This window comes from Streptomyces sp. NPDC059455, from assembly GCF_042750115.1.
GTDB lineage: Bacteria > Actinomycetota > Actinomycetes > Streptomycetales > Streptomycetaceae > Streptomyces > Streptomyces endocoffeicus.
In genome coordinates, this window is the sequence record NZ_JBHYVB010000203.1 from 1 (window position 1) to 20350 (window position 20350).

The following is a 20350-nucleotide window of genomic DNA, read 5'->3' on the forward strand; positions in this document are numbered from 1 at the left end:
GGCCCGAGAAGAGGCAGCCGCCGAGGAAGGTGCCCTCCAGGGAGCGGTAGCCGTGCACTCCTCCCCCGCCGAAGCCCGCCACCTCACCGGCCGCGTACAGGCCGCTGATCGGCTGGCCCGAGGCGTCCAGGACGCGGCCGGAGAGGTCGGTCTGGAGGCCGCCGAGGGTCTTGCGGGTGAGGATGTTGAGGCGCACGGCGATCAGGGGTCCGGCGCCCGAGTCCAGGATCCGGTGCGCGGAGGCGGTGCGGCTGAGGGCGTCCCCGGGGTAGGCGAGTGCGTTGCGGATGCCCATGACCTGGACGTCCTTGGTGTACGGGTTCTCGATCTCGCGGTCGCGGGCCTCGATCTGCCGTTTGAGGTCCGCCAGGTCGATCAGGTTGTCGCCGGTCAACTTGTTCATTCCCGCGACCAGTTGGGGCAGGGAAGTGGCGACCACGAAGTCCTCGCCCTTGTCCCGGAACCGCTGGATCGGCTCGGGGGTCTGCCAGATGCGGGAGAGGAGCTGCAGGATGTCCTTGTTGGTCAGGTCCGGGTTCTGCTCCGAGCCCGAGAGCGCGAACTCCTTGGCCATGATCTTCTGGGTGGTGACGAACCACGAGTAGTCATGGCCGGTGGCGGTGATCGACCCGAGGGTGTGCAGGGTGTCGTAGCCCGGGATGTCGGGGCTGGAGAAGCGTCTGCCCTTCGCGTCGAACCACATCGACGACGGGCCGGGCAGAATGCGGATGCCATGGCCCGGCCAGATCGGGTCGTAGTTCCTGAGGCCCTCGGTGTAGTGCCACATCCGGTCGGGGTTGACGATCCGTCCGCCCGCCTTCTCGGTGATCCCCAGCATCCGGCCGTCCACATACGCAGGGACACCGGTGACCATGAACTTCGGCGGCGAGCCGAGCCGGTCGGGCCAGTTCCGGCGTACGAGGTCGTGGTTGGCGCCGATACCGCCGGAGGTGACGATCACCACCGGGGCGTTGAGCTCGAAGTCGCCCACCACGGTGCGCGAGGTCTGCTTGCCGCGGGCGGCGTTGCTCGGCTCCAGGATCGAGCCGCTCACCCCGGTGACGGCGCCACCGGTGACGATCAGCTCGTCCACCCGGTGCCGGAACTTGAAGGTCACCCGGCCGTCCTTCGCGGCGGCCCGCACCTTCTTCTCGAACGGCTCGACCACGGCCGGACCGGTGCCCCAGGTGACGTGGAAACGCGGCACCGAGTTGCCGTGCCCATCCGCGAGACCGCCGCCGCGCTCGGCCCAGCCGACGATCGGGAACCATTGCACACCGAGCCCGTGCAGCCAGGACCGCTTCTCCCCGGAGGCGAAGTCCACATACGCCTCGGCCCACTTGTGGGCCCAGTAGTCCTGGCCACCGGGATCGGTGACACCGCGGTCGAAGCCGGCCGTGCCGAGCCAGTCCTGCCAGGCCAGTTCGGGGGAGTCCTTGATCCCCATCAGCCGCTGCTCCTCGGAGTCGACGAAGAACAGGCCGCCGAAGGACCAGAACGCCTGGCCGCCGAGGTTGCTCTCGGGCTCCTGGTCGAGGAGGAGCACCTTGCGTCCCGCGGCGGCCAGTTCCGCCGTGGCCACCAGCCCGGCGAGCCCGTGGCCGACCACGATGGCGTCCGCGTCCGAGGACGCCCCGGAGGCGGCGAAGGCCGGAACCGCCGTCTGGGCGAGGGCGGCGCCGGCGAGCACACCGCCCGCCGCCGTCAGGGCGCGGCGGCGGCTGATCCCGTTGATCCCGGCGGGCGACGCGGAATTCTCTGTGGAGTTCTCCATGAGCTGCCTTCCGGAAAGGGGGTTCGGAGGGTGCGGGAGATACGGAGGGGGTTGCCGCGACGGAATCGTGTTACCGGCCGGCAACGTGTTACCGACGGTAGCCCACAGGGTGCGAGGCCGCCAGAGCTCTGCTCACAAGACCAACTCCCGTGCGGGGAAGGGGACTTCGGGCGCTCAGCGACCGCCAGGTGACGGCTCGGCCGAGGCCCTCCCCCGCGGCGAGAACGCGTACAGATCGAGGATGTCGGGCAGCGGTGCCACCCCGGGGCCACCCGCCCGGACCCAGGCCACGATGTCCTCCGTCGCGTCCGGGTCGTTGACCAGGCCGAGCCACACCGGCCTGCCCCCGGCGGCCCGTCCGGCGGCCGACGGCTGCACCACGATCACATTGGCCTGGTCGCAGACGTCCAGACATTCGGAGACGCGTACGGGCGCCTCCTCACCGAGCCGCGCGATCTGCGCGGCATGGTCGATGCCGGTCACCTTGGGACTGCCGCAACAGCAGTCCCGGCATACGGTCACCCGGCATGACAGCGGGTCGGTCGGCCATACGGACATGCCGTATCACCCCTCCTCCGGGGAAGTCCGCCCCGGTGTCGCTCGAGGAGGCGACCGCGTGAGTCTCCTGGCTCTCGGGTCGATGCTCGTCCCGGCCTTCCCACCCGCGTATGCGGGCAGTGGCCTGTTCGGGATCCGCTCGCCGATCACAGTGGCGGTACCGCGCCGGATTCCCACCGGCTTCCTCGTTCCGCCGTCGCCCTTGTCGCCCGGCATCATCGCATCCCGGGCACCCCGCTCACTCCTTCGGGGCTCCGCAGCGCGCACATTGGGCGAAGTCGGCGGTGTCCTGGATCGCGCCGCAGTCGGCGCACACCTTCTCCAGCCAGCAGGCGGGGTCCCCGCCCTCGGGCTCGGCGGGCGCCGGGTCCGCCGCCTCCGGGTCCGGGTCGCCGGGGCGAGCCGTGCCGCTCATCGTGTGCGCCTCCTCGTCCGGACCGTGCGCGGGTCCGTTGGCCGACCCTCTACCCCTGGTGTCATCTCCGAAAGCAGCCAAGCCATAGATCCGATCTCTTACCCGCTCACGACCCTTGATGGGGCGTAATGCTGCTCAACCCCTCCCCAGTTATCGGATGACTCGGTAACGTATCCGCCTCGGGAGGCAACGATGCCGAGATCTTACCGACGCTCCGCAATGGCATTTCTGCTGTGCGGCGTCCTGGCCATGACGCTCTTCATCACCGGGCCCGCACAGGCGAAGGACTCCGCCTGGACCGTGCGCGGCCCCTCGCCCCACTCCGGTCCCCTCGCGCAGCTGCGGCTTGACGGCGCCTCGGGAGCGCTGACGCTCCAGGTGTCCCGGGGCGGACGTACGGTGGTCGAGCCCTCGCCCGTGGGCATCGTCACCGAGCGGGCGGATCTGTCCCACGGGCTGCGCTATCTGGGACGCCACGACCGCACCGTCGTGGAGCGCTACCGGTCGACGGCCGGCAAGCAGCGCTCGCGCACGGCGCGGATGACCGAGACCCGCTTCCGGTTCCGGGGCGGCGGGAACGCCCGGCTGGACCTCGTGGTGCGGGTCTCGGACGACGGGGTCGCCTATCGCTACGACCTGCCCTCCGGCAGCGGCGATGTCCTCGGCGAGACCTCGGCGTTCACCCTGCCCGCGGACGCGGCCGCGTGGCTGGGCGACTACCGCAAGGACAACGAGAACCTGTTCAAGGAGTACACCGCGGCGACCGCGCCCACCGGTGAGTACATGGCGCAGGCGCTCTTCGAGACGGGCGGCGGCTACGCCCTGATCGCGGAGTCGGATCTCACCGGCCGCTACTCCGCCGCCCGGCTGATCCACCAGCAGGGGCTGCCCACGTACCGCATCGGTCTGTGGGACGAGCGGGTCGAGTCCGACGGGCCGCTCAGCACACCCTGGCGCGCCCTGATCGTGGGCGATCTGTCGACCGTCACCCAGTCCACCTTCACCGACGATCTGGCACCGGCCTCACGGGTCGCCGACACCTCGTGGATCCGGCCCGGACCCGCGCTGTGGACCTGGCTCGCGGGCGGCAAACCGGCCGGGCAGAGCCTGTCGATGCAGAAGGGGTACGTGGACTACGCGGCCCAGCGCGGCTGGCCGTATGTGGTGGTGGACGCGGGCTGGTACTTCGACCCCGACCAGTGGGACGTCACCGATCCCGACTGGCAACGGAACAGCTGGATTCCGCAACTCGTGGACTACGCCCGCGAGCGGCGGGTGGGCATCCAGGTCTGGATCCACCACCGTGACCTCGACACCGCCGAGGAGCGCGAGCAGTGGCTGCCCACGCTGGAGCGGTGGGGGGTGAAGGGCGTGAAGATCGACTTCATGGACTCCGAGTCCCAGGAGACACTGCGCTGGTACGACGAGATCCTCAAGGCCACCGCGGCCCACCATCTGCTCGTCAACTTCCACGGCTCGACGATCCCCAAGGGCATTCAGCGCACCTGGCCGCAGGTGATGTCGATGGAGGGCGTGAACGGCGAGGAGAAGCGGACCAACACCCCGCAGCACCTGGCGACGCTGCCGTTCACCCGCAATGTCATCGGCTCCATGGACTTCACCCCCGGGGCCTTCCACCGGCCCCAGCGCCCCAACGCGGCGTCGGACGCGGGCGAAGTCGGCCTGTCGGTGCTCTACGAGTCCGGGATCCAGAACCTGGCGGGCACCCCGGAGTCCTATGACGCCCGTCCGCTCGCCCGCCGGTTCCTGGAGCAGATCCCAGCAACCTGGGACCGCACCCGGCTGCTGGCGGGGCGGCCGGGTGAGAGCGCGGTGCTCGCCCGCGCCAGCGGCTCGCGGTGGTTCATCGGCGGTACGTTCACCGGTCCCGCGCACACCGCCGAGGTGCCGCTGCGGCTGGAGCCGGGCCGCTGGCTGGTCGATCTGATCCTGGACGGCCCGAACGGTCTGGTCCGCACGCCCACGGTGGTGCGCGGCGGGCAGACCCTGTCCGTGCCGGTCACGGCGGACGGCGGGTTCGCCGCCATCGCCTGCCGCTGGCGGCCCGGCCTGTCGACCTGCGACCACCCCTGACCATCCCCTACCACCCGCACTGACCACCCGTCACGCGGACACCCCGTCCAGGACGCCCGTCCAGATGCCGATCGCCGGAAGGCAGGCGCCGGCCGCGAAGACCCATGCGGCGGCGACGGCACGGGCGTAGGGGGCGGGGTGGCCGCCGGTACACCCACGGGAGAGGGCCAGCAGCCGGTCGGCCTTCTGCCGTGTCGGGTTCTTCTCCTGCTGAGCGGTGAGGAAGGCGGACAGCCGGTCCGCCGACTCCGCGTCCGTGACCGCCTCGGCGTCCGCCCGCATCTCCATCAGCGTGACCAGGACGCGGCCGGCGCGGCTGTTGGCGTAGAGGCCGCAGGTCAGGGTGAGGATGAAGACGGCTATCGACGTGACGGTCCGCGCCGTGGTTTCCACGGGGGTGATGGCGAGGGCCGTCATCCCGTCGAAGAACACGGCGGCCTTCCCCGCCGCCGGCGCATGACGCAGATAGCGCCGTCGCATCGGATCACCGTGGCGCAGATGCGAGATCTCGTGCCGGAGCAGGACCGCACCGGCCGGGCTTCTGAGCAGGGTGCGCCAGCTGCGCGGGATGGCGACATGGACGGTGGGCCTACGGACGTTCAGGGTGACCGCGTGGTACAGGAAGGTGCCCGCGACCGCCCAGAGCGCGGCGACCAGGACGACCGCGGGCACCAGGAGACGATCCCCGTCGAACGGCAGGGAGATCCGGTCCTGCAGTACGGCGAAGGCCACTCCGCCCGCGGCGCCGACCGCCCAGACGGACTTGCGGCGCTGCAGTCTCGTCCCCCAGTCCTCCATCCGGCCGAGCCGCCCCGGGGACGGCTGGGGGACGTGGACCACCTTCAGGTTGGACGCCGGGGACCAGCTGGAGACCGCGTTCAGCCGGGCGGTGTCCATTCCGGCGGAGTGGAAGGTGTCCCGGACGCGCACCCAGCCCTTCGCCGACCAGTCGACCGGGTGCGACGCCTCCTCGGCCTCACGACCGCTGAGGGAGTCGGCCCGCCACTCGTTGACGAGGGGCAGCAGGGAGACCACGAGGAGGACGAGGACGGCCAGGAACGCGGTGGCGCCGACCGCGGCCGACGCGGACAGCCGATTGTCCCCTGTGGTCAGCACGCTCGCCCCGGTGGCGGGCGCCGCGCACAGCGGCCCGATGAGCACGGTCCAGCAGGTCCGCTCGGCCCGGCGCAGCCGGCGGACCGGGGACGCGGCGGTCATGGGCGGCCGGGTGCGGCGGGGTCCGCGGGGTCCGCGACATCGGCGGAGTCGTCGGGGCCGGATTCGGAGCGGATGAGCGCTTCCGCCTGGATCCGTACGACGGCCCGCACCGTGGCCGGATCCACCTCCGGGGGAAGCCTCAGCTCCACCGTCACCCGCCGGGCGAGCCCCGCCGCGCTGTCCTCGTTCTCGCCACCCTCCGTGCCCGTCCCGCCGGAGTTGGCGTCGCCGCGCAGACAGCGCTTGAGATAGCCGACGGCGTCCCGCACTCCGCGCTGGACGGCCATATCGGTCGCCGTCGAGAGCACGGTGAAGGCGATCTGGCCGAGCACGGACAGCCCGATGGTGAGATAGACATGGGTGTCGACCGCGGGTGCCCCGCTGAGGTCGTCGAAGAACTCCCCCGCGCCGGGCACCCGCCGCCCGGCGCGCATCTCCTCGGCGAACTCCTCGAAGAGCTCCTCGTGTTCGTCCTCGGCGACGGTGCGCGCCGAGGCGTCGACCATCGTCAGGATCCGCTCGATCGCGGCGTCGTCCAGCCCCGTCATGTCTGTCATGTGGTTCCCCCCGTGCGCCACGCCCTTGGCGTGGCCTGCGACACATTTACGGTAGCCCGCCCGGAGGAGAAGATGTAAGGACTTACGGCAAATAGGCGAACTCTCCGCCCATTTCGCGCATGACCGCCGTCAACTCCCCTGCCCCGCACGGCGTGGCGGCCTGCGCGTGCGGGTCCAGTCCACCAACTGCCGGGCCGTCCACGTGGTGATGACGCGCTCCGTCGGCACCCCGCATTCCACGGCCCGGGCGCATCCGCGCGGCTGCCAGTCGAGCTGGCCGGGCGCGTGGGCGTCGGTGTCGATGGAGAAGAACGTCCCCGCCCGCACGGCCTCCCGCAGCAGTCCGCGTGGCGGATCCAGCCGCTCCGGGCGGCAGTTGATCTCCACGGCGGTGCCCGCCTCCGCGCAGGCGCCGAAGACCTCCTCCTGGTCGAAGGCCGACTCGGGGCGCTTGCCGCCGAGCAGCCGTCCGGTGCAGTGGCCCAGCACATCGACCAGCGGATCGCTGACGGCGGTGACCATCCGGCGGGTCATGGGGCGGGCGTCCATCCGCAGCTTGGAGTGGACCGAGGCCACCACCACGTCCAGCTGGTCCAGCAGCTCCGGCTCCTGGTCCAGGGAGCCGTCGGGGAGGATGTCGACCTCGATCCCGGTGAGCAGCTGGAACGGGGCGAGCCTCGCGCGCAGCTCCGCCACCACGTCCAGCTGGGCGCGCAGCCGGTCCGCCGAGAGGCCGCGGGCCACCGTCAGCCGCGGGGAATGGTCGGTCAGCACCGCCCACTCGTGCCCCAGCCGCGCCGCCGTACGGGCCATCAGCTCGATCGGGGAACCGCCGTCGGACCAGTCCGAGTGCATATGGCAGTCCCCGCGCAGCGCGGCGCACAGCTTCGCCGCGTCCTCGTCGGGCTCGCGCCCGGCCTCCGCGGCCTCGGCCTCCAGCTTCGCCAGATACCCGGGCATCTGGTCCTTCAGCGCCTCCTGGACCACCTGCGAGGTCTTGGGGCCGAGGCCCTTGAGCGACCGGAGGGTGCCGTTCGTGGCACGCCGTGCCACCTCCTGGGGGTCCAGGTCGGCGAGCACCGACTGGGCCGTGCGGAAGGCGCGCACCCGGTAGGTCGGCGCCTGGGCGCGCTCCAGGAGAAACGCGATCCGGTCCAGGGCCTCCAGGGGGTCCATCGGCGCTCCTCGCTGTGGGTGGCGTGGCGTGCGGGGGTGTCGTGACGTGGGGCGCCGTTGTCTCAGGCGCGGCGGTTGGGGCGGCGGCCGGGGGGCTGACGGGGTTCGGGACGGGCCGTCAGCTCATCGATGTCGCAGGTCCGGGGCGTCTTCTCGGAGACGGTGATGGGCCGGCCGTAGTGCCGGATCTCCAGGGGGGCGCCCTCGGCCAGGGAGTAGGTGACAGAGCGGTTGGTGATCTCCACGCGCAGCCTCCGGCCCAGTACCTGCATGGTGAAGGCGAGCCGGGCCAGCTTCTCGGGCAGCTTGGGCGAGAACTCCAGCCTGCCGTCGCGGTGCCGCATCCCGCCGAACCCGGCGACCAGGGCGATCCAGGTGCCGGCGAGCGAGGCGATGTGCAGACCGTCGCGGGTGTTGTGCTCCAGGTCCTTCAGGTCCATCAGGGCCGCCTCGCCCAGGTAGTCGTAGGCGAGCCGCAGATGGCCGACCTCGGCGGCCATGACGGCCTGGGTGCACGCGGAAAGCGAGGAGTCCCGGACCGTGAGCCGCTCGTAGTAGTCGAAGTTGCGTGCCTTCTCCTCCTCGGTGAAGCACTCGCCGCGCAGATACATCGCCAGCACCAGGTCGGCCTGTTTGACCACCTGCTTGCGGTATATGTCGAAGTACGGGAAGTGGAGCATCAGCGGGTACTGGTCCGGGCGCATTCCCTGGAAGTCCCACTCCTGGTGGCCGGTGAAGTCCGCGGACTGCTCGTGGACGCCCAGGGTCTTGTTGTACGGGACGGACATGGACTCGGCGGCGTCCCGCCAGGCGGCGGCCTCCTCGTCGTCGACGCCCAGTTCGGCGCCTTTGTCCGGGTGGCGTTCGACGATGTCCGCGGCGGCCCGCAGGTTCGACTGGGCCATGAGGTTGGTGTAGACGTTGTCGTCCGCGACGGCGCTGTACTCGTCCGGGCCGGTGACCCCGTCGATGTGGAAGCGGCCGTGGTGGTCGTGGTGGCCGAGGGAGCGCCACAGCCGGGCGGTCTCCACCAGCAGTTCCACGGCGGTCTCGCGCTCGAACTCGTCATCCCCCGTGGCCGCCACATAGCGCACCACCGCGTCCGCCACATCGGCGTTGACGTGGAAGGCCGCGGTGCCGGCCGGCCAGTAGGCGGAGCATTCGGAGCCGTCGATGGTGCGCCAGGGGAAGGCGGCGCCCTCGTGGCCCAGCTGCCTGGCCCGGTCCCGGGCGGCGGGCAGGATGGACTGCCGCCAGCGCAGCGCCTCGGCCACGGACTCGGGGAAGGTGTAGGTGAGCAGGGGCAGGACGAAGGTGTCGGTGTCCCAGAAGGAGTGGCCGTCGTAGCCGGAACCGGTGAGGCCCTTGGCGGGGATGGCCCGTTCCTCGGCGCGGGCGCCGGCCTGCAGCACGTGGAAGAGGGCGAACCGCACGGCCTGCTGGATCTCGGCATCGCCCTCGACCTCGACGTCGGCGCGGGACCAGAAGTCCTCCAGCCAGGCGCGCTGCTGGTCCACCAGGCCGCGCCAGCCGGTGCTGGCGGCCCCGGCCAGCGCGGCCTCGACCTGGTCCCGTACGGCGGGCAGCGAACGGGCGCCGGACCAGCCGTAGGCCACCAGCTTCTCCAGCCGCAGCACCTGGCCCGGCTCCAGCACCGAGGTGACGGTCAGCCGGGCGACGTCGTCGGCGCTCTCGCTGGAGTGGCGGGTGGGCGGCGGCCCGGTGATCAGGTGGTCGGCGGCGGCCGCGACCCGCAGGTCGCTGGCGTCGGTGCAGTGGATCAGCCGCAGCCGCTTGTCGTCGGCGGCGTTCTCCTCGGGCCTGAGCGGGGACTCCAGGGCCTCGGCCACCCGGGGGTCGCCGGCGCGCTCGGGGAGCTGTTCGTTGGCGACCAGTTCGGACTGGACGACGACGCGGATCTGGGCGTCGATGGCCTCCACCTCGTAGGCGACGGCGGCGATGGCCCGCTGGGTGAGGGAGACCAGCCGGGTGGAGCGGACCCGCACGCTGATGCCGGAGGGGGAGGTCCATTCGCAGGTGCGGTGGAGCAGTCCGCCGCGCAGGTCCAGCACCCGCTCATGGGAGCGCAGCCGCCCGTAGCGCAGATCGAAGGGCTCGTCGTCCACCAGCAGCCGGATGATCTTGCCGTTGGTGACGTTGATCATGGTCTGGCCGGCCTCGGGGTAGCCGTATCCGGCCTCGGCGTAGGGCAGCGGACGCCGTTCGTACACCCCGTTGAGATAGGAGCCGGGGAGGCCATGGGGTTCCCCCTCGTCGAGGTTGGCGCGCCAGCCCACATGGCCGTTGGAGAGCGCGAAGACCGATTCGCTCTGGGGCAGCAGATCGAGCCGGAGATCGGTCTCCCGCAGCGCCCAGGGGTCGACGGCGTACGAGGAATCGGTGATCACGAGTCGTCCTCCAGCAGCTCGGCGAGATCCTTGACCACGATGTCGGCGCCGTGTGCGCGCAGCGCGTCGGCCTGGCCCACTCGGTCCACGCCGACGACGCAGCCGAAATGCCCGGAGTGCCCGGCCTCCATGCCCGCCAGAGCGTCCTCGAAGACGGCGGCCGCCTCGGGCCCGGTGGCCAGCTCCTGTCCGGCCTCCAGGAAGGTGTCGGGGTGCGGTTTGCCCGGCAGCTTGCGCTCGGCGGCGACCACACCGTCGATCCGTACCTCGAAGAGGTGCTCGATCCCGGCGGCGATCAGCACATCGCGGCAGTTGGCGCTGGAGGAGACGACCGCGGTCCGCAGGCCCTCGGCGCGCACGGCCTCCACGAAGCGCACCGAGCCCGGGTACGCCTCCACTCCCTCCTTCCGGATCTTCTCCAGGACCAGGATGTTCTTGCGGTTGCCCAGGCCGTGCACGGTGTCCTGGTCGGGCGGGTCGTCCGGCTCGCCGTCGGGCAGCTCGATGCCCCGGGAGGCCAGGAAGGTGCGCAGCCCGTCGGCGCGTGGCCGGCCGTCCACGTACTCGTCGTAGTCGCGGCCCGAGTCGAAGGGGCGGAAGGAGGGGCCGTCGCGCCGCCGCAGATACTCGTCGAACATCTGTTTCCACGCGGCCGCGTGCACCACCGCGGTCCGGGTCAGCACGCCGTCGAGGTCGAACAGGCAGGCTCGGATGCCATCGGGCAGGCAGAGCTTGGTCATGGCCCCCGGTTCCCCCGGGAACGCCGGAATATGCGGGGAAGGGAAAGCCGTCCCCCCGCTCAGCGGAGCACGGCGCGCACTCGGCGTGGGACGGGCGCGCTCAGCGCGGTACGGCGCTCGCTCACCACGCGACAGCACTCGCTCACCACGGGACAGATGCCGCTCAGCGCGGCACGACGGTGCGCCCCTCGCGGCTTGAGCGGTCGGCGGCCTCCAGGACGGCGACGACCTCGCGGCCGAACCGTACGTCGCAGGGGTCGGCCGCGCCGCCGTCGCGGGCGGCGCTCAGCAGCCGGTCGACGGCCGTGGCGAAGGCGTCCAAGGCGGTGGTCCCCGCCTCGGGCACCACGGCGATCCCCCGCTCACCGTAGAAGTCGCAGGAGAAGCCCCGGGCGGCGGGCCGGGCGTCCAGGGTGAGCGCGAGGGTGCCGATGGCGCCGGAGTGGTGGCGCAGCAGCACATGGGCGGCGCCGCGCGGCCCCTCGAGGGCGGTGACCTCGGCCACCGGGCCGAGGACCGGCAGCAGGACGGACAGCGAGTGCGGGCCGACGTCCCACAGTCCGCCGCGCTCCCGCCGCCACTGGGAGTCGCCGTAGTGGCCGCCGGGCTGGAAGATCGAGGCGAAGGCGGTGGCACGGCCGCCGTCCCAGCCGCCGTCCGCCGCGGCCTGCCGGAGGAAGGTGTCGACGGGTGCCGCGAAGCGGTTGGTGAAGAACACGACCGAGGCCAGCCCGCGCTCGTCCACGGCGCGCACGATCCGGTCGGCCTCCTCGGTGCTGAAGGCCAGCGGCTTGTCCAGGAGCAGATGGCGTCCGGCCAGCGCGGCCCGCTCGGCGAGGCCGCTCTGGATGTCCGGCGGAAGGGCGATGGCCACGGCGTCCACGTCGGCGATCAGCGCGTCGGCGTCCGGGTGGGCGCGGGTGCCCCAGCGGTCCGCCAGCGCCTTCGCCTTCGCCGGATCGCGTCCCCAGATCCCGGCCAGTTCGGCCACGGGGTGCGCGGCGAGCGCCGCCGCGTGGGTCTCGGCCGCCCAGTGCCCGGTGCCCAGCACTCCGAACCGCACTGTCCGTCCCCCTCCGCGCGAAGCTCCCGGGGCCCTCCCCGGGGGTCGGCCGCGATCCTACGCCCGTGCGGCCGGGCCGCTTCGGCCGAGGGCGGTACGCCGCTCCCCCGCTTGGCCGCCGGCGGATGCCGGTGACCGGGGGCGGTGCCAGGGTGAGGCCATGGCCGGCCACGGTGCGGGTGACGGCCGTAGCCCACCCTCACCGCTGGAGGAACCCGTGGCCCGTGGCTCGTCGCGCTCCCTCTCCCGCGCACACCGGCGGCGTGCCACGGTCCGGGCCGCGGCGGCCCTGCTGCTGTGCGGGGCGGCGGTTCCGGCCTGTGCCTCCTCCAGCGAGCACCGGCCGGACCGGGCGGCGTCGGAGTCGGCGCGGCAGAGCGCGCTCCAGGCGTCGGCCGCGGCGAAGAGGAAGGCGAAGAAGGAGGCGGAGAAGAAGGCCGAGTCGGCCCGGCTGCTGCCGGGGATGCCGCCCCCGCTGGACCCGCGTGACCTCTACGCGGCCGACCGGCCGGGGAAGCTGTCCCGGACGGTGAAGGACTATCCGTCGCGGGTGTACGTACCCAATACGCTCTCGGACACGGTGAGCGTCATCGACCCGAAGAAGTTCAAGGTCGTCCGCACGATCCAGGTGGGCCACCAGCCGCAGCACGTGGTGCCCTCATGGGACCTGAAGACGCTGTGGGTCAACAACGACCTGGGGAACACCCTCACCCCCATCAATCCCGCCAACGGCCGGGTGGGCCGCCCGGTGGACGTCCACGACCCGTACAACCTCTACTTCACCCCGGACGGGAAGTACGCCGTGGTGATGGCCTCCATGGACCGGGCGCTGGTCTTCCGGGACGCCCACACCATGAAGGTGGTCAAGTCGGTGCCGGTGGACTGCTACGGGGTGAACCACGCGGACTTCTCACCGGACGGGCGCTACTTCATCGTCTCGTGCGAGTTCTCCGGTGAGCTGCTGAAGGTGGACACGGCGAAGAAGAAGGTGATCGCCAAGCAGCGGCTGCCGATCGCCGGGGCGATGCCGCAGGACGTCAAGATCTCGCCCAACGGCAAGACCTGGTACATCGCCGACATGGTGGCGAACGGCCTGTGGGTGCTCAACGGCGACACCTTCGGCAAGCCGCGGCTGCTGCCCACCGGAAAGGGCACGCACGGCCTCTACGTCAGCCGCGACTCCGGCTCCATGTACATCTCCAACCGCGGCGAGGGCACCATCTCGGTGCTGTCCTTCAAAAGCGGCAAGCTGGTGCGACGGTGGCGGCTCCCCGGCGGCGGCAGCCCCGACATGGGCGGGGTGTCCACCGACGGCAAGGTGCTGTGGCTCTCGGGCCGCTACAACGCCGAGGTCTACGCGATCGACACCCGCACCGGCCGGCTGCGCGCCCGGATCCCGGTCGGCGGCGGCCCGCACGGGCTCGCGGTCTACCCCCAGCCCGGCCGCTACTCCCTCGGCCACACCGGAATCTTCCGCTGAGGCGGTGTCCCCGCGGGTGCCCGCCCGAGCCCGTGACCATCTGCATAGCCTGCCTATATAGAGGCATGATATAAAACTAGATGTGGAATACACACAGCAGTCCGGTGCCCGGGAATCCGACGCCCCCGCCACCCGTGAGGAGGTCGCGGAGGCGCTGGAGCAGTTGGCGTTCCTCGCGGTGCGCCATCTGACCAACCGGGACATCAGCTTCACCGCGGCCTCGACCCTCGGCCGGCTCAACCGGGAGGGCCCGTCCCGCCTCACGGCCCTGGCCGCCGACGAGGGCGTCACCCAGCCCTCCATGACCCAGCTCATCCAGCGGCTGGAGCGGCAGGGTCTGGTGACCCGGGTCGACGATCCGCACGACGGACGGGTGGTCCTGGTCGCGATCACCGACGCCGGGCGGCAGCTGCTCGCCGAGCGGCGCCGCGGCCGTACGAACCGGCTCGCCGAACTGCTGGCCACCCTCTCCCCCGAGGACGAACAGGCACTCGCCGACGCCGTCCGCGCCGCCACCCCCGCCTTCCAGCGGCTGGTCGAGAACGCGGCACGGGCGCGGAAGTCCCCGGGAAACACCGCTTCCTGATCAACCGGCACCCTGCCGCGCCACGGCTCGCCACGTCGTCACGGCTCGGGCCCTGAACGACGGAGCATCATTTGTCCGCTCATCCCAGCGCCCCCAACCCCTTCAAGCAGCCGAAGGCCGTATGGGCGGTCGCCTTCGCCTGTGTGATCTCCTTCATGGGCATCGGCCTGGTGGATCCGATCCTGCCCTCCCTCTCCGCCAAGCTGCATGCCACGCCCAGCCAGGTGTCGCTGCTGTTCACCAGCTATCTGGTGGTCACCGCCGTCGCCATGCTGGTCACCGGGTTCGTCTCCAGCCGTATCGGCGCCAAGCGCACCCTGGTGGCCGGTCTGGTGCTCATCGTGATCTTCAGCGCGGCGGCCGGGGCATCCGGCAGCATCGACGGGATCGTCGGCTTCCGCGCCGGATGGGGGCTGGGCAACGCCCTCTTCATCGCCACCTCGCTGGCCGTCATCGTGGGCTCGGCCAGCGGTGGCTTCGCCGGCGCGATCATCCTCTACGAGACCGCACTGGGCATCGGCATCGCGATCGGGCCGCTGCTGGGCGGCGAACTCGGCGCGATCAGCTGGCGCGGGCCGTTCTTCGGTGTGGCGGTCCTGATGGCCATCGCGCTGATCGCGACCATCGTGCTGGTCCAGCCCACCCCGACCCCGGCGCGCCGGGCCTCGATCGCCGACCCGCTCAAGGCGCTGCGCCACCGCGGGCTGCTCATCATGGGGCTGACCGCGCTCTGCTACAACTGGGGCTTCTTCACGGTGCTGGGCTACGCCCCGTTCCCGATGGACCTGGGCACCCATGAGCTCGGCTATGTCTTCACCGGCTGGGGTGTGCTCGTCGCCCTCTTCTCGGTCTTCGGCGCTCCCTGGCTCCAGGCGCGACTCGGCATAGCCCGCTCCCTGTATCTGAATCTGGCGCTGTTCGCCCTGGACATCCTCGTCATCGGTCTCTTCACCGATTCCAAGACGACGCTGATCGTGGCGGTGATCGTGGCCGGCGCCTTCATCGGGATCAACAACACCATCACCACCCAGGCGGTGATGACCGTCGCCCCCGTCGAACGGCCCGTCGCCTCCGCCTCCTACGGTTTCGTCCGCTTCATCGGCGGCGGTCTGGCCCCGTACGCGGCGGGGAAGATCGCCGAGCACAGCGGTGTGCATCTGCCCTTCTACATCGGGGCCGCGGCGGTCGCGCTGGGTATCGGCGTCCTGGCCACCGGGCACTCGCTGCTCGCCGAGGCCGAGCGCGTCCAGGCGGCGGAGGCGGCCGGACACCCCCCGGCCGAGGAGCGGCGCGAGACGCTGGAGAAGCAGGCACTGGCCGAGGAGCTCGGCTCGGCGGGCTGACGCGAGCGACGGGCCCGGCACGATGCACTGGGCAGGTATGGACCAATTGGGGCGGCTCCAGTACGGTGCACACACCATCGAACGGGGGCCTTCCCAAGGAGTGGCATGGCTTCCTTACGGTCCACCCAGCGCATCGCCGGGCTCCGGTTCGCCGTACCCGCGGCCGTGGCGGTCGCGGGTCTCGCGTTCGCCTGGCCCGCGGACGCCGCGTCCATCTGGGACGGCGATGCCTCCGGCGGCACCAAGATCTACGGCCTGCTGAACTGCGACTCCCCGGGTAGCGTCACCGCCGTCTCGGACGCACAGCGCGGCAAGATCTGGAAATACGACAAGCCGAGCGGCAGCAATCGCTGCGAAAGCCACGGCATCGCCGTGGGCGGCTCGAAATACGCCTTCCAGAACGGCGGGACCTACTGGTTCGGCTGGTCGAGCAAGCTCTCCAGCACGGTCGACAACAACGCCACCTTCCAGTGGAAGTCCTACGGGGATCACATCCAGAACTGGCCGGTGGTCCTGAAGACGCTCGGCGGCCGGACCACGATGATCCAACGGCAGCCCGGCAACCAGGTCTTCACCATCTGGTCGACCCCGGCCTCGGCGAACACCTGGAACCACTACACCATCGGGCTGCATCTGTCCGATGAGACCAAGGGCGGCTGGGTCGAGCTCTGGGTCAACGGTCAGCAGCAGAAGTTCAGCGACGGCACCACCCGGTGGGCCTGCCGCACCTTCGACAGCAGCAACGACCCCAAGTGGGGGGTGTACGGGGCCGAGAACAGCCGGGTGGTCAACTACATCGACGACCTCAAGGTCGGCACCACCCGCGGTGACGTCGACTGACGCCCCGAGCCCCCGCCGGTCCGTTTCCCCATCAGATCCGCCAGGAGCGGATGTGGCTGGCCGCGTCGAAGACATCGGACTTGCCCGAGAGGATGTCGCGGACCAGGTCGATCAGCGCCCCGTACGGCGGGTCGATGCCCTCGCCGGAGGCGTGCATATAGGCGACCGCGGTCGCGGCGGCGAACCGCGCGTTGCTCGCCGGAAGCGGTCTGAGCAGCGCGATGGTGTGCAGCAGGGCCGCAGCCCGCCACGCCGAGTCGGGATCGACGCCCAGGCGCGGCGGGTCGACGCGGTGGCGGGCGACGGCCGCGACCAGACCCGAGAAGTCCGAGATGGCCGGCTGTTCCGGCATGACCTCCTCATGGCGCTGCAGCAGCCAGGGGACGTCGATATGCAACAGCGAGGCCATGGTCAGGCGGCCTGCCCGGGCTGGCGGTGCTCATCGTCGGGGAACGCGTCCGCGAAGGCGTCGGCGTTGTCCGCGAAGAACCGCCGGAAGACCTCGGCACCCTCCTGCAGAGCTCGGTGACGCGCGATGTCGGCCACGGTCGCCTCGCGGACGAGGGCTTTCATGGTGGTACCGCGCTCCTTGGCGATCTGACGGAGATCCTCCAGTTCCCGATCGCTGAATTCCACGTTGAGAGCTGACATGGGGACACCCTACTCACGAGGTACCCCGTCAGCAATCGCCGCAGCTCAGATCATGTTTTTGTAGGTACTTGACAAACCTTTCCAGCCATCAGGGACGGCTGCGGCCGGGGACGGGACCGCCGTCGGGCCCGACCCGGACGAACGGCTCGCGCACCTCCCGGTCCGTCAGGCTCCGGTACGCGGCGGGGCGGCGGAAGGCGTCTCCCCAGGTCTCCCGGCGCCGGTAGTCGCGCAGCGCGTCGAGGTCGAAGACCGCCGGATAGACCCCCTCGGCCTCGCCCGCCTCGACCACCAGGGTGTCCCGCGACCGCCCGTCCACGAAGGCGACCCCGTCGTGGGCGACGGAGTGGCCCCAGCCGGGCCCGGCGTAGTTGGCCATGGCCATGCCGGTCATGTTCTCCACCGCGCGGGAGCGGAACTGGGAGAGCCGGTTGAGCTCCAGCTCGCAGGCGTTCGGGGTGAGGACGATCTCCGCCCCGGCGAGCATCAGGGCGCGGGCGCTCTCCGGGAACTCACGGTCGTAACAGATCATCGCCCCGGTCATCACCTCGCCCACCGCCGTGTCCAGGGCGCACACCTCGAACCCCTCCCCCGGAGTCAGACCGGCCTCGGGCAGGTCGAAGGCGCAGGTGTGCACCTTGGCGTAGGTCAGCACCAGGCGGCCGTGCCGGTCGATGAGGGAGATGGTGTTGCGCGGCGGGCCGTCCCAGCGCTCCAGATAGGTGAGCGCGATGGCCATCTCGAGCTCGGCGGCCAGTTCGCGGAAGCGGGTGACGAAGGGCGAGTCGCGGGTGATGGGCTCGCCGAGCCAGACGGGTTCGGGCCACGGCCCGGCCGGAGCGCGGGCGCCGTCCCACCGTGACGGATGGCGGTAGACGTCGCCGCGGGCGGAGCCTTCGGGGACGGCGCAGCTGTATCCGTTGCTCCACATCTCGGGGAAGAGCGCGATGTCGGCGCCGAGCGCCCGCGCCCGGCGGCAGGCCGCCTCGCCGAGGGCGAGGTTCACCGGCAGATCGGGCCCCGGCGGGGCGAGTTGGAGCAGGGCGACGGTGAGGGTGGTCATGGCGGATGCCTCCTTCGGTACCTGATGGCGTGCGGGTGATGCGAAGGAGGTGTCCCGGTGGACCCCGGGGGTGGGGCGGGTGTCAAAGCATGCCGCCACGCTACCCGCGCGCCAGGTGGGTTCGCGAGGGGCCGTCGCCTCCGGATCCCGGCGGCCGGAAGCGGGTAGAGCTGCCCGTACGGCGTGATCGCCGAAGGAACCGGCAACAAGGAATGGGGTATGCGGTGAGGATCGAGTCGGCCGAGGTCGTCGTCACCAGTCCGGGACGCAATTTCACCACCCTGCGCATCGTCACCGAGGACGGTGTCACGGGTCTGGGGGACGCCACGCTCAACGGCCGTGAGCTGGCCGTCGCCTCGTATCTGCGGGACCACGTGGTGCCGCTGCTGCTCGACCGGGACGCCTCGCGCATCGAGGACACCTGGCAATATCTGTACCGCGGCGCGTACTGGCGGCGGGGGCCGGTGACCATGGCCGCCATCGCGGCCGTCGACACCGCGCTGTGGGACATCAAGGCCAAGGCGGCCGGAATGCCGCTGTACCAGTTGCTGGGCGGGGCGTCGCGCAGCGGGGCGCTGGCCTACGGGCACGCCTCCGGCCGGGACGTCCCCGAGCTGCTCGACTCCATCCGCGCCCATCTGGAGCAGGGCTATCGCGCGATCCGCGTCCAGACCGGCATCCCGGGGCTGGCCTCGGTCTACGGGGTGGCCTCCTCCAGCGCGGGCGGCGGGGAGCGCTACGACTACGAACCCGCGCGCCGGGGGTCGGGGCCCCGGGTGCTGCCCGCCGAGGAGAGCTGGGACACCCGGGCGTATCTGCGCCATCTGCCGACCGTGTTCGAGGCCGTCCGGGCGGAGTTCGGCCCGGAGCTGCCGCTGCTGCACGACGGCCACCACCGGATGACACCGATCCAGGCGGCCCGGCTCGGCAAGGCGCTGGAGCCGTACGACCTGTTCTGGCTGGAGGACGCCACACCCGGCGAGGACCAGGCCGCGCTGCGGCTCATCCGCCAGCACACCACCACCCCCCTGGCCATCGGCGAGGTCTTCAACCACGTCCACGACTACACCACCCTGCTGAGCGAGCGGCTGATCGACTATGTGCGCTCGGCGGTGACCCACACCGGCGGGGTCACCGCCATGCGCAAACTGCTGGACCTGGCCGCGGTCTACGGGATCAAGTCCGGTATGCACGGTCCGACCGACATCTCCCCCGTGGGCATGGCCGCGGCGCTCCACCTGGATCTGGCCATCCACAACTTCGGCATACAGGAGTACATGCCGCACACCGCCGACACGCTGGAGGTCTTCCGCACCTCCTTCCGCTTCGAGGACGGGCTGCTGCACCCCTCCGACACCCCGGGCCTGGGCGTCGAGCTGGACCCGGAGGCCGCCGGGCGGTTCCCGTACCAGCCCGCGTATCTGCCGGTGAACCGGCTGGCGGACGGCACGGTGCACGACTGGTGAACGGAGGTACGGTGAGCCGCGTCGCCGTAAGTGAGAAGAGGGAGCATGGAGCAGCGTGAGTTCGGCCGGCTCGGCCGGAAGGTCTCGGTCGTGGGTCTGGGCACCTGGCAGCTGGGCGCGGACTGGGGCGAGGTCGGCGAGAACGACGCCCTGACCGTGCTGGACACGGCCGTCGAAGCGGGCGTGACGTTCTTCGACACCGCCGATGTGTACGGGGACGGGCGCAGCGAGCAGCTCATCGGGCGGTACCTGAGGTCGCGCCCGGACGCCGGGATCTTCGTGGCCACCAAGATGGGGCGGCGGCTGCCGCAGCTCGCGGAGAACTACACGCTGGACAACTTCCGTGCGTGGACCGACCGTTCGCGGGCCAATCTGGGCGTGGACACCCTGGATCTGGTCCAGCTGCACTGCCCGCCGTCCTCGGTGCACTCCTCGGCCGCGGTCTTCGACGCGCTGGACACGCTGGTGGCCGAGGAGCGGGTGGCGGCGTACGGAGTGAGCGTCGAGACGTGTGCGGAGGCGCTGGCGGCAATAGCGCGTCCGGGCACGGCGAGTGTGCAGATCATCCTCAACCCGTTCCGGCTCAAGCCGCTGGAGGAGGTGGTGCCGGCGGCGCGGGAGGCCGGTGTGGGGATCATCGCGCGGGTGCCGCTGGCGTCCGGTCTGCTGTCGGGGAAGTACACCAAGGACACCGTCTTCGCCGAGAACGACCACCGCACCTTCAACCGGCACGGCGAGATGTTCGACCAGGGCGAGACGTTCTCCGGCGTGGGCTTCGAGGAGGGCGTCGAGGCGGCGGTGGAGTTCGCCGGGCTGGCCCCGGCGGGAGCCACCCCCGCGCAGACGGCGCTGCGGTGGATCGTCCAGCAGCCGGGCGTGACCTCGGTCATCCCGGGGGCGCGTTCGCCCGAGCAGGCT

General features: G+C 71.2%; 19 protein-coding genes and 1 riboswitch. Of the genes, 7 read left to right on the forward strand and 12 right to left on the reverse strand.

The genetic code is table 11. From position 1 onward, the window contains the following. The 3 genes from ACFXB5_RS43635 to ACFXB5_RS43645 form a co-directional block, all read right to left on the reverse strand. The coding region (locus ACFXB5_RS43635) for an FAD-binding dehydrogenase (protein WP_385219256.1) at nt 1-1774 on the reverse strand (1774 nt) is incomplete at its 3' end. 174 nt (nt 1775-1948) lie between these two features. Next, complete coding sequence (locus tag ACFXB5_RS43640) at nt 1949-2332, reverse strand: (2Fe-2S) ferredoxin domain-containing protein (protein ID WP_385219258.1); 384 nt, start codon at nt 2330-2332, stop codon at nt 1949-1951. A gap of 60 nt (nt 2333-2392) precedes the next feature. Further along, a riboswitch (cobalamin riboswitch) is annotated at nt 2393-2522 on the reverse strand. Between the two features lie 48 nt (nt 2523-2570). Further along, nucleotides 2571-2747 carry a hypothetical protein gene (locus ACFXB5_RS43645; protein ID WP_385219260.1) on the reverse strand — a complete coding sequence of 59 codons (177 nt, stop codon included), beginning with the start codon at nt 2745-2747 and terminating at the stop codon, nt 2571-2573. Between the two features lie 192 nt (nt 2748-2939). Here ACFXB5_RS43645 and ACFXB5_RS43650 point away from each other — a divergent pair, with 192 nt between their 5' ends. Continuing rightward, nucleotides 2940-4841: a glycoside hydrolase family 97 catalytic domain-containing protein gene (locus ACFXB5_RS43650; RefSeq protein ID WP_385219262.1), complete on the forward strand. Its 1902-nt coding sequence runs from the start codon at nt 2940-2942 to the stop codon at nt 4839-4841. A 30-nt stretch (nt 4842-4871) separates the two neighbouring features. Here ACFXB5_RS43650 and ACFXB5_RS43655 read toward each other — a convergent pair whose 3' ends face one another. The 6 genes from ACFXB5_RS43655 to ACFXB5_RS43680 all read right to left on the reverse strand — a co-directional run bounded on the left by ACFXB5_RS43655 (nt 4872) and on the right by ACFXB5_RS43680 (nt 12003). Then, on the reverse strand, nt 4872-6059 hold the full coding sequence (locus ACFXB5_RS43655; protein ID WP_385219264.1) for a hypothetical protein: 1188 nt from the start codon (nt 6057-6059) through the stop codon (nt 4872-4874). After that, nucleotides 6056-6616, reverse strand: coding sequence for a hypothetical protein (locus ACFXB5_RS43660; protein WP_385219266.1), 561 nt, complete (start codon nt 6614-6616; stop codon nt 6056-6058). The genes ACFXB5_RS43655 and ACFXB5_RS43660 overlap by 4 nt, the downstream gene beginning before the upstream one ends. A 129-nt stretch (nt 6617-6745) precedes the next feature. Further along, nucleotides 6746-7792 carry a PHP domain-containing protein gene (locus ACFXB5_RS43665; RefSeq protein ID WP_385219268.1) on the reverse strand — a complete coding sequence of 349 codons (1047 nt, stop codon included), beginning with the start codon at nt 7790-7792 and terminating at the stop codon, nt 6746-6748. 62 nt (nt 7793-7854) lie between these two features. Continuing rightward, the gene (locus ACFXB5_RS43670) at nt 7855-10200 is read right to left on the reverse strand and encodes a glycoside hydrolase family 65 protein (RefSeq protein WP_385219270.1); all 2346 of its coding nucleotides are present in this window, start codon (nt 10198-10200) and stop codon (nt 7855-7857) included. Next, nucleotides 10197-10940, reverse strand: coding sequence for an HAD family hydrolase (locus ACFXB5_RS43675; protein WP_385219272.1), 744 nt, complete (start codon nt 10938-10940; stop codon nt 10197-10199). Before ACFXB5_RS43675 ends, ACFXB5_RS43670 begins: the two co-directional genes overlap by 4 nt. 163 nt (nt 10941-11103) lie before the next feature. Further along, nucleotides 11104-12003 carry a Gfo/Idh/MocA family protein gene (locus ACFXB5_RS43680; RefSeq protein WP_385219274.1) on the reverse strand — a complete coding sequence of 300 codons (900 nt, stop codon included), beginning with the start codon at nt 12001-12003 and terminating at the stop codon, nt 11104-11106. 160 nt (nt 12004-12163) lie between these two features. On the opposite strand from ACFXB5_RS43680, the gene ACFXB5_RS43685 reads away from it, so the two are divergent. The 4 genes from ACFXB5_RS43685 to ACFXB5_RS43700 all read left to right on the forward strand — a co-directional run bounded on the left by ACFXB5_RS43685 (nt 12164) and on the right by ACFXB5_RS43700 (nt 16252). Then, nucleotides 12164-13483, forward strand: a complete 1320-nt coding sequence (locus ACFXB5_RS43685; RefSeq protein ID WP_385219276.1) for a beta-propeller fold lactonase family protein — start codon at nt 12164-12166, stop codon at nt 13481-13483. An 82-nt stretch (nt 13484-13565) separates the two neighbouring features. Continuing rightward, entirely contained in the window at nt 13566-14069 is a 504-nt protein-coding gene (locus ACFXB5_RS43690; protein ID WP_385219278.1) for a MarR family winged helix-turn-helix transcriptional regulator, read from the forward strand. Nucleotides 14070-14140: 71 nt separating this feature from the next. Beyond that, complete coding sequence (locus tag ACFXB5_RS43695) at nt 14141-15412, forward strand: MFS transporter (protein WP_385219280.1); 1272 nt, start codon at nt 14141-14143, stop codon at nt 15410-15412. A gap of 105 nt (nt 15413-15517) precedes the next feature. Further along, nucleotides 15518-16252, forward strand: a complete 735-nt coding sequence (locus tag ACFXB5_RS43700; protein WP_211831264.1) for a heparin lyase I family protein — start codon at nt 15518-15520, stop codon at nt 16250-16252. 31 nt (nt 16253-16283) lie between these two features. Here ACFXB5_RS43700 and ACFXB5_RS43705 read toward each other — a convergent pair whose 3' ends face one another. From ACFXB5_RS43705 to ACFXB5_RS43715, 3 genes are all read right to left on the reverse strand, one after another. Beyond that, on the reverse strand, nt 16284-16661 hold the full coding sequence (locus ACFXB5_RS43705; protein ID WP_385219282.1) for a toxin Doc: 378 nt from the start codon (nt 16659-16661) through the stop codon (nt 16284-16286). Nucleotides 16662-16663: 2 nt separating this feature from the next. Then, nucleotides 16664-16903, reverse strand: a complete 240-nt coding sequence (locus ACFXB5_RS43710; RefSeq protein ID WP_020865818.1) for a hypothetical protein — start codon at nt 16901-16903, stop codon at nt 16664-16666. A gap of 88 nt (nt 16904-16991) precedes the next feature. Further along, nucleotides 16992-17966, reverse strand: a complete 975-nt coding sequence (locus ACFXB5_RS43715) for a carbon-nitrogen hydrolase family protein (protein WP_385219284.1) — start codon at nt 17964-17966, stop codon at nt 16992-16994. A gap of 224 nt (nt 17967-18190) precedes the next feature. Between ACFXB5_RS43715 and manD the strand changes: the two genes are divergently transcribed. Beyond that, the gene (manD, locus tag ACFXB5_RS43720; protein WP_385219285.1) at nt 18191-19432 is read left to right on the forward strand and encodes a D-mannonate dehydratase ManD; all 1242 of its coding nucleotides are present in this window, start codon (nt 18191-18193) and stop codon (nt 19430-19432) included. A gap of 45 nt (nt 19433-19477) precedes the next feature. Next, on the forward strand, nt 19478-20350 hold an 873-nt coding region (locus ACFXB5_RS43725), incomplete at its 3' end, for an aldo/keto reductase (RefSeq protein ID WP_385219287.1).

What these genes read in the sequence shown, in the direction of transcription:
- ACFXB5_RS43660 (WP_385219266.1), bottom strand. Translation starts at nt 6,616, where the DNA reads ATGACAGACATGACGGGGCTGGACGACGCCGCGATCGAGCGGATCCTG.
- ACFXB5_RS43640 (WP_385219258.1), bottom strand. Translation starts at nt 2,332, where the DNA reads ATGTCCGTATGGCCGACCGACCCGCTGTCATGCCGGGTGACCGTATGC.
- ACFXB5_RS43650 (WP_385219262.1), top strand. Translation starts at nt 2,940, where the DNA reads ATGCCGAGATCTTACCGACGCTCCGCAATGGCATTTCTGCTGTGCGGC.
- ACFXB5_RS43715 (WP_385219284.1), bottom strand. Translation starts at nt 17,966, where the DNA reads ATGACCACCCTCACCGTCGCCCTGCTCCAACTCGCCCCGCCGGGGCCC.
- ACFXB5_RS43700 (WP_211831264.1), top strand. Translation starts at nt 15,518, where the DNA reads ATGGCTTCCTTACGGTCCACCCAGCGCATCGCCGGGCTCCGGTTCGCC.
- ACFXB5_RS43685 (WP_385219276.1), top strand. Translation starts at nt 12,164, where the DNA reads ATGGCCGGCCACGGTGCGGGTGACGGCCGTAGCCCACCCTCACCGCTG.
- ACFXB5_RS43675 (WP_385219272.1), bottom strand. Translation starts at nt 10,940, where the DNA reads ATGACCAAGCTCTGCCTGCCCGATGGCATCCGAGCCTGCCTGTTCGAC.
- ACFXB5_RS43655 (WP_385219264.1), bottom strand. Translation starts at nt 6,059, where the DNA reads ATGACCGCCGCGTCCCCGGTCCGCCGGCTGCGCCGGGCCGAGCGGACC.
- ACFXB5_RS43710 (WP_020865818.1), bottom strand. Translation starts at nt 16,903, where the DNA reads ATGTCAGCTCTCAACGTGGAATTCAGCGATCGGGAACTGGAGGATCTC.
- ACFXB5_RS43645 (WP_385219260.1), bottom strand. Translation starts at nt 2,747, where the DNA reads ATGAGCGGCACGGCTCGCCCCGGCGACCCGGACCCGGAGGCGGCGGAC.
- ACFXB5_RS43705 (WP_385219282.1), bottom strand. Translation starts at nt 16,661, where the DNA reads ATGGCCTCGCTGTTGCATATCGACGTCCCCTGGCTGCTGCAGCGCCAT.
- ACFXB5_RS43665 (WP_385219268.1), bottom strand. Translation starts at nt 7,792, where the DNA reads ATGGACCCCCTGGAGGCCCTGGACCGGATCGCGTTTCTCCTGGAGCGC.